Origin of the sequence: Rhizobium sp. L1K21, assembly GCF_024055895.1 — a bacterium.
Taxonomy (GTDB): domain Bacteria; phylum Pseudomonadota; class Alphaproteobacteria; order Rhizobiales; family Rhizobiaceae; genus Ensifer_A.
On the sequence record NZ_JAMXLE010000001.1, the window covers coordinates 1590992 to 1604781 of the forward strand.

Here is a 13790-nt window from a genome sequence, read left to right on the forward strand (position 1 = left end):
GAAACGCTTGGCCGCTATTGAGCCGTGACCGCGAGCGGATGGCCTTCGGCGAACTGGACCAGGTCCCACTGGTTGCCGTAAAGGTCCTGGAATACGGCGACTGTGCCATAGTCCATAACCTTGGGCTCACGGATGAATTTGACCCCGCGGCTCTCGTAAAGAGCCAAATCGCGCTTAAAGTCGTCCGTTGCCAGAAACAGGAAGACGCGGCCACCCGCCTGATTGCCGATGAAGGCCTCCAGCTCTGGCTTGGAGGCGCGCGCCAGAACCAGCGCCGTGCCAGCCGCGTTTGCTTCACCTTTTGGTCTGACGACCACCCATCGTTTATCCTGTTCGGCTTGATAGGTGTCCTCCAGCAACTCGAAGCCGAGCACACCGCAATAGAAGGCAATTGCCTCATCATAGTCTCGAACGACGATAGCGATATTGGAAAGGCGCTGGGCCATTTACCGGCATTCCCTCAAAACGGGATATCATCATCCATGTCGCGCGAGAAGCCGCCCCCGCTGCTGCTGCCGCCGCCCTGTGAAGAGCCACCACCGTAGTCTCCGCCGCCGCCGTAATCACCATAGTCACCGCCGCGGGACATGCTGCCGCCCTGTCCCTGGCCTTCACCGCGACCGTCGAGCATGGTCAATGTGGAGTTGAAACCCTGCAGCACCACTTCTGTCGAATAGCGATCCTGACCATTTTGGTCGGTCCATTTGCGCGTTTGCAGCTGGCCCTCGATGTAAACCTTGGCGCCCTTTTTCAGATATTGCTCCGCAACCTTGCAAAGACCCTCGTTGAAAATCACCACGCGGTGCCATTCGGTACGTTCGCGGCGCTCACCGGAATTGCGGTCGCGCCAGTTCTCGGATGTTGCAATGCTCAGGTTGGCAATCGGACGTCCGTCCTGTGTTCGGCGGATTTCGGGATCCGCACCCAGATTGCCCACCAGAATGACCTTGTTGACGCTACCCGCCATCTTTTTAATCCTCTTATCCGCAGCCAGCCCTGTCGCTGGAAAATTTTCTCCACCTTAAAGAACTGGACCGATCTGCGCCGCCCACCGCGTGACTAATCCACAATGAATTTGCAAAAAAAGCATTTGCTTTTTATGTTCTATTTTTGTTCTATTGATTAATGGCTTTATTGTCAACAGATTCGGGATAGACGCCAATCCTGAAATCCGCCTGAATTACCCGGCCGTATATGAGATGTTTGCCGGGCTATGGGCATTTTGTGTGGACCTTATGAGTGAACTGAAGAATATTTCCATCCGCGGCGCGCGCGAGCACAACCTCAAGGGCATTGATCTTGATCTGCCCCGCAACAAGCTGATCGTCATGACCGGACTCTCCGGCTCTGGCAAGTCATCGCTTGCTTTCGACACGATCTATGCCGAAGGTCAGCGCCGCTATGTTGAAAGCCTTTCGGCCTATGCGCGCCAGTTTCTGGAAATGATGCAGAAACCGGATGTCGATCAGATCGACGGACTGTCGCCGGCGATTTCGATCGAACAGAAGACAACATCACGCAATCCGCGCTCAACTGTCGGCACGGTGACGGAGATATACGACTATATGCGCCTCCTGTTTGCGCGGGTCGGTGTTCCCTATTCGCCTGCGACCGGGCTTCCGATCGAAAGCCAGACGGTTAGCCAAATGGTGGACCGCGTCCTGGCGCTGGAGGAGGGTTCACGGCTTTATATTCTCGCACCGCTCATTCGTGGGCGAAAGGGAGAGTACAAGAAGGAACTCGCCGAACTCATGAAAAAGGGGTTCCAGCGCGTCAAGATCGACGGGCAGTTTTACGAGATTGCCGAAGCGCCCGCGCTCGATAAGAAGTACAAGCACGATATTGACGTTGTCGTCGATCGTCTCGTGGTGCGTTCCGACATTGCTGCGCGGCTGGCCGACAGTCTCGAGACCTGCCTGAAACTCGCCGATGGCCTCGCCATTGCGGAGTTTGCCGACAAGCCTTTGCCGGAATCCGAAACGGCTGCTGGGGGTGCCGCCAACAAGTCATTGAACGAGACCCATGAAAGGGTTTTGTTCTCGGAAAAATTCGCCTGCCCGGTTTCCGGTTTCACGATTTCGGAAATCGAGCCGCGGCTGTTTTCGTTCAACAATCCGTTCGGAGCCTGCCCGACCTGTGACGGTCTCGGTTTTCAGCAGAAAATTGATGCGAGCCTGATCGTTCCGGAGGCCGAGCGGACGCTCCGTGATGGCGCTATTGCGCCCTGGGCCAAGTCGTCCTCCCCCTATTACAGCCAGACACTGGAGGCGCTCGGCAAGCATTTCGGCTTCAAGATGGGGCAGAAATGGAGCGAGATTTCCAAGGAGGCCAAAGAGGCAATCCTTCACGGCACCCAAGACAAGGTGGTCTTCAACTACAAGGACGGCTCCCGCTCATACACGACGGAAAAGACCTTTGAAGGTATCGTGCCGAACCTTGAGCGCCGCTGGAAGGAAACGGATTCGGCCTGGGCGCGTGAAGAGATCGAGCGTTACATGTCTGCTGCCCCCTGCCCGTCATGTCATGGTTACAGGCTGAAACCGGAAGCTTTGGCGGTGAAGATCAACAAGCTCCACATCGGCGAAGTCACGGATATGTCGATCCGGGTGGCGCGTGACTGGTTTGAAGCACTGCCGGAAAAACTGAGTACAAAGCAGAATGAAATTGCGGTGCGCATCCTGAAGGAAATTCGCGAGCGGTTGCGCTTCCTGAATGATGTCGGGCTGGAATATCTGAGCCTTTCGCGAAACTCGGGCACACTTTCCGGCGGTGAAAGCCAGCGGATTCGGCTGGCGTCCCAGATTGGTTCCGGTTTGACCGGCGTGCTTTACGTTCTTGACGAACCGTCCATCGGTCTCCATCAGCGCGACAATGCGCGGCTTCTCGATACGCTGCAGCATCTGCGCGATATCGGCAATACCGTCATCGTGGTCGAGCATGACGAAGACGCGATCATGACCGCCGATTATGTGGTTGACATTGGCCCGGCGGCGGGCATTCACGGCGGCAATGTCGTCGCGCAAGGCGCGCCAAAAGACATTATCGCCAATCCAAAATCGCTGACTGGAAAATACCTTTCCGGCGAGATGCAGGTCAGCGTTCCCGAAAGCCGCCGCAAGACGAAAAAGGGACGCGAGATCAAGGTGATCGGCGCGCGCGCCAACAACTTGAAGAATGTCACTGCTGCCATTCCGCTTGGCGTGTTCACAGCTGTCACGGGTGTTTCCGGCGGCGGAAAGTCGACGTTTTTGATCGAGACGCTCTACAAGGCTGCAGCGCGGCGCGTCATGGGCGCGCGTGAAAACCCGGCCGAACACGACCGCATCGATGGCTTCGAGCATATCGACAAGGTCATCGATATCGACCAGTCACCGATTGGGCGCACGCCGCGCTCCAATCCGGCGACCTATACCGGTGCTTTCACACCGATCCGCGACTGGTTTGCCGGTCTGCCGGAGGCAAAGGCCCGCGGTTATCAGCCGGGCCGTTTTTCCTTCAACGTGAAGGGTGGACGCTGTGAAGCCTGCCAGGGTGATGGCGTTATCAAGATCGAAATGCACTTTCTGCCAGATGTTTATGTCACCTGCGATGTCTGCCATGGCAAACGCTATAATCGCGAGACGCTGGACGTGACCTTCAAGGGCAAATCGATTTCAGACGTTCTCGACATGACTGTGGAAGAAGGTGTGGAGTTCTTCTCCGCCGTTCCTTCCGTGCGCGACAAACTTCAAGCGTTGTTCGATGTCGGGCTTGGTTATATCAAGGTCGGTCAACAGGCCAATACGCTTTCAGGCGGTGAAGCGCAGCGTGTGAAACTCGCAAAAGAGCTTTCCAAACGCTCCACCGGGCGCACACTCTACATTCTGGACGAGCCGACCACTGGCTTGCATTTCCACGATGTCGCCAAGCTTCTGGAAATGCTGCACGAACTGGTCAACCAGGGCAATTCCGTCGTTGTCATCGAGCATAATCTCGAAGTCATCAAAACGGCGGATTGGGTGATCGACTTTGGTCCGGAAGGTGGCGACGGCGGAGGCGAGATCGTTGCGACCGGCACACCGGAAGATATCGTGAAGGTCGAGCGTTCCTATACCGGTCAGTTCCTGAAAGAGCTGCTGGAACGTCGTCCGATGGGCAAGACGCAGGCGGCGGAATGAAGTGGCTCTGCCGCTTCGGCGGTTTGCCCCGGCGTGGCGGCACATCTCCTGTTTCCGGGTGGCGCGCAGAGACGTCGGCTGCTTTTCTGTAAAATGGGAAAGGCGTTCACCCGAAGGCTAGAGACGAAAGGTATTTTCGATGACAAAGATTCGTACAGGCATCGGTGGATGGACGTTCGAACCCTGGCGCAACCATTTTTATCCTTCCGATCTGAAGCAGAAGGACGAGCTTGCCTATGCGTCTTCGAAACTGTCGGCGATTGAAATCAACGGCACCTATTATTCAACGCAAAAGCCGGCCACATTTGCCAAGTGGGCGTCGGAAACGCCTGACGATTTCATTTTTTCGCTGAAGGCGGTGCGTTATGCCACCAATCGTCGGGTTCTTGCTGAAGCCGGCGAGTCCGTTGCCAAGTTTCTCAACTCAGGTGTAACGGAACTGGGATCCAAACTTGGCCCCATCCTCTGGCAATTCATGCCGACCAAGAAATTCGATCCGGATGATTTTGCTGCATTTCTGGCGCTGTTGCCGGAACAGCAGGATGGTATATCACTCCGCCACGTGGTCGAAGTTCGCCATCCGTCATTTGTCACACCCAAATTCGTTGAGCTTTTGCGCAAGCACAATGTTGCCTGCGTGCTCGCTGATCATGAAGAATATCCAATGATCGCCGATGTCAGCGCCGATTTCGTTTACGCCCGGCTTCAGCGGGGCGTGGATGAAAATCCGATTTGTTATGATGAAACAGATATGGACGCCTGGTCAAAGCGCCTCAGCCGTTTTGCAGATGGAGGGCATCCGGATGATCTGCCTGCTCTCTGCCCTCACATTTCCGCACCGCAAGGCCGGGATGTGTTTGCCTTTTTCATCACCGGCGGCAAGGTCAATGCGCCCTTTGGCGCCATGGAAATGATGAAAAGAGTAAGCTGAAGCGCGGACGATGACTGCGCTTATCGCTCGACGATCTTGCCGTCTTCCAGCGTGATCCGTCGATCCATACGGGCAGCCAGTTCCATGTTGTGCGTGGCAAAGATCGCCGCAAGACCGGACTGCCGGACCAGCGCCTTCAGTGCATCAAACACATAGCCTGCCGTCTCAGGGTCGAGGTTTCCCGTCGGCTCATCGGCCAGAAGTATCACCGGCGCATTGGCAACCGCGCGCGCGATGGCAACACGCTGCTGCTCACCACCGGACAGCTCTGCCGGGCGGTGTGTCGCACGATGGCCCATGCGCATATAGTCGAGAAGCTGTGAGGCCCGTTTTTCCGCTTCCGCTTTGGTAAGACCGGCCACCATCTGCGGAATCATGATGTTTTCGAGCGCCGTAAACTCGGGCAGCAGGTGGTGGAACTGGTAGACGAAGCCGATTTCCTGACGGCGGATCGCGGTGCGCGCATCATCGTTCATCGTGCCGCATGGCAGACCGTTCACGAATACGTCGCCCGATGTTGCGTGTTCGAGAAGCCCTGCAATGTGCAGAAGCGTGGACTTTCCGGTGCCCGATGGAGCAACAAGGGCGGTCAATTCACCCTGAGCCAGCGCGAAGTTCGCCCCTTTCAGAACCTGCAGGGGCTGATCGCCATCGCCGTAGTTGCGGGTAATATCCTTCAGTTCAAGAACGATTTTCTTCATCTGCTCAATTCTTTATTCGTAACGCAGCGCCTGCACCGGATCGAGCTTGGAAGCTCTCCAGGCCGGAAAGATCGTCGCCAGGAACGACAGCGCCAGCGCCATGAGGATCACCGAAATCGTTTCACCTGCATTCATCTCGGCCGGCAACTGGCTGAGGAAGTAAAGCTCTGGATTGAAGAGCGTCGTACCAACCAGCCAGGAGAAGAATTCGCGGATCGATTCAATATTGAGACAGACAATCACGCCCAGCACCACGCCGGCGAAGGTGCCGGCCACACCGATGGCGGCACCTGTCATAAAGAAAATGCGCATGACTGAACCTGACGTCGCACCCATTGTGCGCAGGATTGCGATATCGTGCCCCTTGTCTTTCACAAGCATGATCAAACCGGAGATGATGTTGAGTGCAGCCACGAGAACGATCAGCGTCAAAATCATGAACATCACGTTTCGCTCAACCTCGAGGGCTGAGAAGAATGTCTGATTGCGTTGCCGCCAGTCGGAGATGAAAATCTGGCGGTCGACTGCAGCTTCGATCGGCTGGCGCAAATCGTCCACACGGTCGGGATTATCGACAAAGAGCTCGATGGTTTGGACAATGCCCTCGGAATTGAAGAAGAGCTGCGCCTCCGGCAATGGCATATAGATGATCGAGGCATCATATTCGGACATGCCGATCTCGAAGACAGCCACAACCTTGTAGGTTTTCTCGCGCGGATTGACACCAAGCGGCGTGACATCGCCCTCAGGCGAGATGAGTGTGATACTGTCTCCCGCTGACAGACCGAGATTGGTGGCCATGCGGGAGCCAATCGCCACGCCGTCGCCCGTCGCAAACGCCGTCAGGCTGCCTTGGCGAATGTTGTCGGCAATGAAATTGAGCTTGGCAATATCTTCGGCCTCAATGCCGCGCACGAGCGCACCCGTGCCTGCCCCGCCGGTGCCGGATGCCAGCACCTGACCTTCGACCAGCGGCACAGCCAGTTTGACCCCTGGCACAGCCTCGAACTTTTTCGCCAGGTCGTCGTAGTTGGACAAAGGTGTGTCCATAGGCTGCACGATCATGTGTCCGTTAATGCCGAGGATGCGCGAAATGAGCTCCGAACGAAAGCCGTTCATCACCGCCATGACGATGATCAGCGTCGCCACACCAAGCATGATGCCTGCAAAGGAAAAGCCGGCGATCACCGAAATGAAAGCTTCCTTGCGGCGCGCGCGCAGATAACGCCACGCCACCATACGTTCGAATGCGGAAAATGGCCGCGTCGCCGCAGCCGGTTTGCCGATATCCCCGCCAGTGTTTTCCGCCGCCGCCATTTTCTCTCCGTTATCCGGCTTTCGCCAGAAGCATGTTGATCGCCGCCTCGACGGTCATCGTTTGACGCTCGCCAGTCTTGCGGTCCTTGACCTCGACTTCGCCATTGGCTGCGGAGCGCGGCCCGACGACCACCTGGTCGGGAATGCCGATCAGGTCTGCCGTGGCAAATTTCGAGCCGGCGCGTTCTGCGGTGTCGTCCAGCAAAACGTCCTTGCCAGCATTGCTCAGGGCTTCATAAACCTGAGCGGAAACCGTGTCACACGTGTTGTCCCCAGCCTTCATATTGATGACAACCGCCTCGAATGGCGCCACCGAGCGCGGCCATATGATTCCGTTTTCATCATGGGATGCTTCAATGATGGCTGGAACAAGGCGGCTTGGACCGATGCCATAGGAGCCCATGTGGACAGTGTGCTCAACGCCATCCGGACCGAGCACCTTGGCGCCCATGGGCTCTGAATATTTCGTGCCAAAATAAAAGATGTGGCCGACTTCGATCCCGCGCGCAGACAGCCGGTCGCCTTCCGCAATGGCGCCAAATTCCGCTTCATCGTGCATTTCCGATGTCGCTGCATAGGCCGAGGTCCACTGATTGAAGATCGCCTGCAGACCATCGACGTCATCAAAATCAGTATCAATGCCGGGAATATCGAAATTCACGAAATCCTTGTGGCAGAAAACTTCCGATTCACCGGTTTCCGCCAGGATAATGAATTCATGGCTGTGGTTACCACCGATCGGCCCCGTATCGGCGCGCATTGGGATTGCGCGCAGACCAAGGCGCGAAAACGTCCGCAGATAGGCAGCAAACATCTTGTTATAGGAATGAATGGCGTCTTCCTTGGTCAGGTCAAAGGAATAGGCATCCTTCATGAGGAATTCGCGTGAACGCATCGTGCCGAAGCGCGGGCGGATCTCGTCGCGGAACTTCCACTGAATGTGATAGAGATTAAGCGGCAGGTTCTTGTAGGACTTCACGTAGGAGCGGAATATATCCGTCACCATTTCCTCGTTTGTCGGACCATAGAGCATGGCGCGATCCTGCCGGTCGCGAATGCGCAGCATCTCCTTACCGTAGTCGTTGTAGCGGCCACTCTCGATCCACAGGTCTGCCGACTGGATCGTCGGCATCATGATTTCCATCGCGCCTGCTCTGTTTTGCTCATCGCGGATGATCGCGTTGACCTTCTCCAAGACGCGCTTTCCGAGCGGCAGCCAGGCGTAGATGCCCGCCGATTGCTGGCGGATCATTCCTGCGCGCAGCATAAGACGGTGTGAGACAATTTCCGCTTCCTTCGGGTTTTCCTTCAGGATGGGCATAAAATAACGCGAAAGACGCATGACATATTCCAGATGAAAGTTCCCTGCACTTTGCGGGAATCGTGGCACCACTTTTTACTCAGGCGTTCATAAACATTTCAAAGCCCGATGGAAAGGCGCAGCATTGCGTAATGACAGGCTCGCCAGGACGCTTTCACCAGTTTTCGCTGTTTTGGAATTCAGCCCACGAACACCGCCATACCCGTCCACCCCCACGGTCACTTCAAATAAAAGCAAAGGTTTCATGCTGCACTGCAACAACAAAACATGTAATGCCGGCTCCGCAAAGCCATTGTTCTTGCTCAAAAAATTGCAATGCATCAAAAAAATGCGTGTCAATAGAAAAAAATCTACTCAGTGTAGCAAAAATGCAAAAATACGGAGTGACAAAGCAGAATCTTTCCGCTAGGTTCAGCCCACAAAACAGGCAGAGAGCACAGACTTCTGCCACTTTCGCGGTCAAGTCTTGGGAGGATCAGATCTACGGCGCGTTCATCCGCAGCCGCCGGAAACGGCAACAGGTCACGCGAACACTTTGAAAACAAGGCTTTCGGCCTTGTTTTTTTTTGCCATCGCTCCAGAGAACACGTATCCGTTTGCAAGTTCATTTGAGTACAAACGAACTGCCCATTTATTAATCAATTGATGTTACAAATCGACTTAATAGAACTTCGCCGGCGGATCGGGGAAAAGGTCGAGTATCGTATCGAAACTGATCCCGAAGTAGTAGCTCAGAACAAGCCATCCACCATAGAGGACTGCTGCCAAAGCCGTGGTCAGCAATATGGTTCGGGTTGCCCTGTATTTTGCAGGCGCACTGGCTACTGTTCCCTGCGTCACCTCCCCGGCATCGTGCTGACTAAAGACACCCGTCGGCAAGATGAGAAAAAGGGCAAACCACCAAACGATGAAGTATACTGCAACGTGGAAGAAGAGGTTCATGCTTTTGGTCCAGTGAAGTTTTCTGTTTTCACGAGCATTAGTACCGCCAGCCCATGCGATCAATAGAACCGGGCGCGCAAGATCGTCACACCTGCTCCAGCTCAATAAGCGTACCCTGAAAATCCTTCGGGTGCAAAAACAGGACGGGTTTCCCGTGTGCGCCGATTTTAGGGGCGCCGTCGCCCAGCACGCGTGCACCGGCCTCTTTCAAGCGATCACGTGCCACGATGATATCGCCGACTTCATAGCAGATATGGTGCATTCCACCGGACGGATTTTTTTCGAGAAAGGCGGCAATCGGCGAATTCTCGCCGAGCGGATGAAGCAGCTCGATTTTGGTGTTGGGCAGTTCGACGAAAACCACCGTCACACCGTGTTCCGGTAGGCTTTGCGGCTCCGATATCTGGCAGCCAAGCGTTGCGCGGTAGGATGCGGCTGCAGCTTCCAGATCCGGCACAGCAATTGCGACGTGGTTTACTCTGCCCAACATGTTCTTGCTCCTCCACGATAGACTTTAATTCAGCCTATACCTTTGTCAGGAAGACCGAGACAACCGGTTTCTTGCCCCAGATTTCGTTCAAGGTGGAGCGCACGGCGCGGCGAACGGCTTCCTGCAGCATGGACAGATCCTTGCGTCTGGCGCGGGGAATACTCTCTACTGCCCCGATGACGGCATCGAAAATGGCCTCATCCATATCCTCGCCTTCGTCATCGAAGGCCGGAAGTCCATGGCTGATCACATCCGGGTCCTGGAAAAACTCATAACGTCCATCCAACAGCACATTTACTGCGACATGGCCGACATAGGAAAGCTTTCGCCTCTCGCCGATGCCAACGTCGTCGTAATCGCCAATCAGCTTGCCATCTTTGTAAATACGGCCGTGCGGTGCCTCGTCGAGAATAGCAGCGGGTCCGGGTGCGAGCCGCAGGATTTGGCCATTGCGCACCTGTTGCACGGTTTCGATGCCGTTTAGCCTTGCCCAATTAGCATGCGCGTCCAGATGGGCTGCCTCTCCGTGAACGGGAACCAGTATTTTCGGGCGAACCCATTCATACATCTGCTTCAGTTCGCTTTTGCGCGGATGGCCGGAAACATGAACGAGCGCGTCATCGTCGGTGAGCACTTTCACGCCCTGCTCCACAAGCCCGTTTCGGATGTCCTGTATCGGTTTTTCGTTGCCGGGAATTGTGCGGGAGGAAAAGACAACGGTGTCGCCTGCAGCGAGCGCGACATGGCGCATCTCGTCACGCGAGAGTTTTGCCAGAGCTGCGCGCGATTCACCCTGGCTTCCCGTCAGAATGACCACGACCTTGTCGCGCGGAATGTAACCGTATTCGTCTTCAGCGATAAAGGGCTTGATGCCTTCCATCAGGCCGCAATCGCGCGCAACATCGGTTACACGGCGCATTGAACTCCCCAGCAGAAGGACGTCACGCCCGGCACGTTCTGCCGCCTCCGCAATGGAACGGATACGGCCCACATTCGACGAAAAGGTGGTAATCGCGACCCTGCCCTCAGCGCTTTCGATGATTTTCTCAAGGCTGGCGGACACTTCCTTCTCTGAAGGAGAGACACCGTCCCGCATGGCATTGGTACTGTCGCACATCAGGGCAAGAACACCGCCGTCGCCAATCGACTTCAGGCGGTTCGCGTCGGTCAATGGACCAAGCGACGGTTCGAGATCAATTTTCCAGTCGCCGGTGTGAACGAGGTTTCCAAGCGGCGTCCTGATGTGCAGCGCCATGGGCTCGGGAATGGAGTGATTGACCGCCACAGCTTCAATCGTGAACGGTCCCAGTTCGATAACATCGCCGGCATTGAAAATCTGCACCGGAACCTCAGCGCGGCTGCGCTCATAATCCCGTTTTGCCTCAAGCATTCCCGCGGTGAACGGCGACGCATAGACCGGCACATTCAAGGCCGGCCAAAGTTCGGCCAAAGCGCCATAATGGTCCTCGTGCGCGTGCGTAATCACGATGCCTTTGAGGTTCTTACGTTCCTCGGCAAGAAAGCGAATATCGGGAAGCACGAGGTCAACGCCCGGCAGGTCCGGCCCAGGGAACGTCACGCCGCAATCGACCATGATCCATTCGCGGTTCTTGGCGGGCCCATAACCATAAAGCCCGAGGTTCATACCGATTTCGCCGACGCCGCCAAGCGGCAGGAAAACCAGTTCGTTTTTATCGTTCATTATGAGCCCATCCCATCAGGCGAAAAAGACGTCGCCCGCTGCTATTGTCTTCAGATTGCCGTTACCTTGATCGAGAAGCAACATGCCGCGCTCGTCAATATCGGCAAATACCCCTTCCAATGTCCGGTCCGGAAGGTTGACCTTGATTTTCTCGCCAATGCCCTTGGCAGCATGGCGCCAGCGCTTGACCACCTGCGATGTCTGCCTGCCCTGATCCCACCTCTGGAGCATAGCCGCCATCGCAGCATAGAAGCGTGCAAACAATTCCTCAGCCGAAACATTCGCACCCTCGTCGTTCAGGCAAGTCGCCGGGTAAGGTGTTTCGGTCGGCTTATGCGCAACATTGACGCCGCAGCCTATCACAAGTGCGTAGCGACCGTCCCTAAGCTGCTCCCCTTCAAGAAGAATGCCCGAGACCTTGGCACCGCTAATCAGCAGATCATTCGGCCACTTGATAGCGATTTCCCGATCAAGAGGCAGCAGCGGTTTGATTGCATCGTGCAGCGCCACGGATATCACAAGAGGCAGGGATGCGAGCTGTTCGATCGGCGCAGGATCAATCAAGAGCAGAGACGAATACAGGTTTCCGCGTTCCGAAACCCAGGATCGCCCCCGTCGCGCGCGTCCCCCTGTCTGGCGTTCGGCTGTGATCCAGAGACCGCCGGGATCACCATTTCTGGCCCGCTCGAAGCATTCCAGATTGGTGGATACAGTATCACCAAGAGCGATATGCCGGAACGCGAGTCCGTTCCGGCTATCATGCTTGTTCATACTCAAAAGAACGTCTTGGCTGCGGCTTCCGCTGCAGCGCCAATCGGGCCGCCGATAATGATATAGCCAATGACGAACAGGCCCGCCAAACCGTAAACAAGCTTGAACTCGCCCACCGGACGCTCAAACTCGCGCTTGACGTCGTCAAACCACATGACCTTCACGATGCGCAGGTAGTAATAGGCACCTACGACCGAAGCCAGAACGCCGATAATGGCGAGTGCGTAGAGCTTTGCTTCGATTGCCGCCATGAAGACGAAGTATTTGGCGAAAAAGCCTGCAAGCGGCGGAATGCCAGCCAATGAAAACATCAGCATTGTCAAAACGACGGCCATGAAAGGGTTGGTCTTGGAAAGCCCGCTCAAGTCGTCGATTTCCTCGACATTGGTTCCGTCCTTCACGCGCATCGCCAGAATACAGGCGAATGTGCCAAGCGTCATCACCGAGTAGATGAGCATATAAAGCGCAATACCGGAGATACCGGACTGGTTGCCCGCTGCAAGCCCGACAAGCGCGTAGCCCATATGACCAATGGACGAATACGCCATAAGGCGCTTGACATTGTGCTGTCCGATGGCGGCGAATGCGCCGAGCAGCATGGAAGCGATGGAAATGAAGACGACAATCTGCTGCCATGCGTCGAAGGCCGGAGAGAATGCAATCGTTACAATGCGCACCAGCATGGCCATCGCGGCAACCTTGGGCGCTGCGGCGAAAAAGGCGGTCACAGGCGTTGGTGCGCCTTCATACACATCCGGTGTCCACATGTGGAACGGTACAGCGGAAATCTTGAAGGCAATACCAGCCAGCACGAATACAAGCCCGAAGACAAAGCCCAGAGACGGCGTTTCTGCTCCAAGAGCGGCGGCAATTTCGGCAAAACCTGTCTGCCCGGTGAAGCCGTAAATCAACGACATGCCGTAAAGCAGCATACCGGACGACAAGGCACCCAGCACAAAGTACTTCAGGCCGGCTTCCGTCGACTTCAGGCTGTCGCGGTTGATAGCAGCGACCACGTAGAGGGCCAGCGACTGCAGTTCCAGCGACATGTAGAGCGAGATGAGATCATTGGCCGAGATCATCAGCATCATTCCAAGCGTCGCCAGCACCATCAGCACCGGATATTCGAAACGCTGCATCGGTTCGTTGCGGCTATGGCCCACGGCCAGAACCATGGCAACTGCTGCACCGGCCAGTGCCAGAACCTTCATGAATTTCGCAAACGGATCCGACAGGAAAGCGCCAGCATAAGCACTGCCGGTGCCTGTGTCGAAAATCAGCCAGAGGCCAGAGCCGATCAGCAGGGCAACAGCCAAACCTGTGACGGTATTGGTCGCGCGTTCGCCTGAAAAGACGCCGATCATCAGAAGCACCAGTGAACCGACGGCCAGGATCAGCTCCGGAATGGAGAGCTGGAGGCTCGCGATAATTGTTTCAGCGGTCATGTCCCAATTTCCC

12 protein-coding genes are annotated in these 13790 nt (G+C 55.8%); 2 read left to right on the top strand and 10 right to left on the bottom strand.

Translation table 11 applies throughout. The annotated features are described in order from the left end of the window. Positions 1–14: 14 nt before the first annotated feature. Together NHF56_RS07590 and NHF56_RS07595 are read right to left on the bottom strand one after the other, a co-directional pair. The gene (locus tag NHF56_RS07590; protein WP_252803044.1) at positions 15–446 is read right to left on the bottom strand and encodes a VOC family protein; all 432 of its coding nucleotides are present in this window, start codon (positions 444–446) and stop codon (positions 15–17) included. 14 nt (positions 447–460) lie between these two features. Continuing rightward, positions 461–967 carry a single-stranded DNA-binding protein gene (locus NHF56_RS07595; RefSeq protein WP_252803046.1) on the bottom strand — a complete coding sequence of 169 codons (507 nt, stop codon included), beginning with the start codon at positions 965–967 and terminating at the stop codon, positions 461–463. A 268-nt stretch (positions 968–1235) separates the two neighbouring features. On the opposite strand from NHF56_RS07595, the gene uvrA reads away from it, so the two are divergent. Further along, positions 1236–4157, top strand: a complete 2922-nt coding sequence (uvrA, locus tag NHF56_RS07600) for an excinuclease ABC subunit UvrA (RefSeq protein ID WP_252803048.1) — start codon at positions 1236–1238, stop codon at positions 4155–4157. A gap of 139 nt (positions 4158–4296) precedes the next feature. Further along, entirely contained in the window at positions 4297–5088 is a 792-nt protein-coding gene (locus NHF56_RS07605; protein ID WP_252803050.1) for a DUF72 domain-containing protein, read from the top strand. A gap of 20 nt (positions 5089–5108) precedes the next feature. Here NHF56_RS07605 and NHF56_RS07610 read toward each other — a convergent pair whose 3' ends face one another. From NHF56_RS07610 to nuoN, 8 genes are all read right to left on the bottom strand, one after another. Further along, positions 5109–5789: an ABC transporter ATP-binding protein gene (locus tag NHF56_RS07610; RefSeq protein ID WP_252803052.1), complete on the bottom strand. Its 681-nt coding sequence runs from the start codon at positions 5787–5789 to the stop codon at positions 5109–5111. Positions 5790–5801: 12 nt separating this feature from the next. Next, on the bottom strand, positions 5802–7106 hold the full coding sequence (locus NHF56_RS07615; RefSeq protein WP_252803054.1) for a lipoprotein-releasing ABC transporter permease subunit: 1305 nt from the start codon (positions 7104–7106) through the stop codon (positions 5802–5804). Between the two features lie 10 nt (positions 7107–7116). Further along, positions 7117–8448 (bottom strand): proline--tRNA ligase, encoded by a 1332-nt coding sequence (gene proS, locus NHF56_RS07620; protein ID WP_252803056.1) that lies wholly within the window; start codon positions 8446–8448, stop codon positions 7117–7119. Positions 8449–9087: 639 nt separating this feature from the next. After that, positions 9088–9369 carry a DUF1467 family protein gene (locus tag NHF56_RS07625; protein WP_252803057.1) on the bottom strand — a complete coding sequence of 94 codons (282 nt, stop codon included), beginning with the start codon at positions 9367–9369 and terminating at the stop codon, positions 9088–9090. An 85-nt stretch (positions 9370–9454) separates the two neighbouring features. Beyond that, positions 9455–9859, bottom strand: coding sequence for a methylmalonyl-CoA epimerase (mce, locus tag NHF56_RS07630; protein ID WP_252803059.1), 405 nt, complete (start codon positions 9857–9859; stop codon positions 9455–9457). 34 nt (positions 9860–9893) lie between these two features. Further along, on the bottom strand, positions 9894–11561 hold the full coding sequence (locus tag NHF56_RS07635; protein ID WP_252803061.1) for a ribonuclease J: 1668 nt from the start codon (positions 11559–11561) through the stop codon (positions 9894–9896). A gap of 15 nt (positions 11562–11576) precedes the next feature. Then, on the bottom strand, positions 11577–12332 hold the full coding sequence (locus tag NHF56_RS07640) for a biotin--[acetyl-CoA-carboxylase] ligase (RefSeq protein ID WP_252803063.1): 756 nt from the start codon (positions 12330–12332) through the stop codon (positions 11577–11579). A 2-nt stretch (positions 12333–12334) separates the two neighbouring features. Then, entirely contained in the window at positions 12335–13777 is a 1443-nt protein-coding gene (gene nuoN / locus NHF56_RS07645; protein WP_252803064.1) for an NADH-quinone oxidoreductase subunit NuoN, read from the bottom strand. Positions 13778–13790 lie beyond the last annotated feature (13 nt).

What these genes read in the sequence shown, in the direction of transcription:
- NHF56_RS07590 (WP_252803044.1), bottom strand. Translation starts at nt 446, where the DNA reads ATGGCCCAGCGCCTTTCCAATATCGCTATCGTCGTTCGAGACTATGAT.
- NHF56_RS07595 (WP_252803046.1), bottom strand. Translation starts at nt 967, where the DNA reads ATGGCGGGTAGCGTCAACAAGGTCATTCTGGTGGGCAATCTGGGTGCG.
- uvrA (WP_252803048.1), top strand. Translation starts at nt 1,236, where the DNA reads ATGAGTGAACTGAAGAATATTTCCATCCGCGGCGCGCGCGAGCACAAC.
- NHF56_RS07605 (WP_252803050.1), top strand. Translation starts at nt 4,297, where the DNA reads ATGACAAAGATTCGTACAGGCATCGGTGGATGGACGTTCGAACCCTGG.
- NHF56_RS07610 (WP_252803052.1), bottom strand. Translation starts at nt 5,789, where the DNA reads ATGAAGAAAATCGTTCTTGAACTGAAGGATATTACCCGCAACTACGGC.
- NHF56_RS07615 (WP_252803054.1), bottom strand. Translation starts at nt 7,106, where the DNA reads ATGGCGGCGGCGGAAAACACTGGCGGGGATATCGGCAAACCGGCTGCG.
- proS (WP_252803056.1), bottom strand. Translation starts at nt 8,448, where the DNA reads ATGCGTCTTTCGCGTTATTTTATGCCCATCCTGAAGGAAAACCCGAAG.
- NHF56_RS07625 (WP_252803057.1), bottom strand. Translation starts at nt 9,369, where the DNA reads ATGAACCTCTTCTTCCACGTTGCAGTATACTTCATCGTTTGGTGGTTT.
- mce (WP_252803059.1), bottom strand. Translation starts at nt 9,859, where the DNA reads ATGTTGGGCAGAGTAAACCACGTCGCAATTGCTGTGCCGGATCTGGAA.
- NHF56_RS07635 (WP_252803061.1), bottom strand. Translation starts at nt 11,561, where the DNA reads ATGAACGATAAAAACGAACTGGTTTTCCTGCCGCTTGGCGGCGTCGGC.
- NHF56_RS07640 (WP_252803063.1), bottom strand. Translation starts at nt 12,332, where the DNA reads ATGAACAAGCATGATAGCCGGAACGGACTCGCGTTCCGGCATATCGCT.
- nuoN (WP_252803064.1), bottom strand. Translation starts at nt 13,777, where the DNA reads ATGACCGCTGAAACAATTATCGCGAGCCTCCAGCTCTCCATTCCGGAG.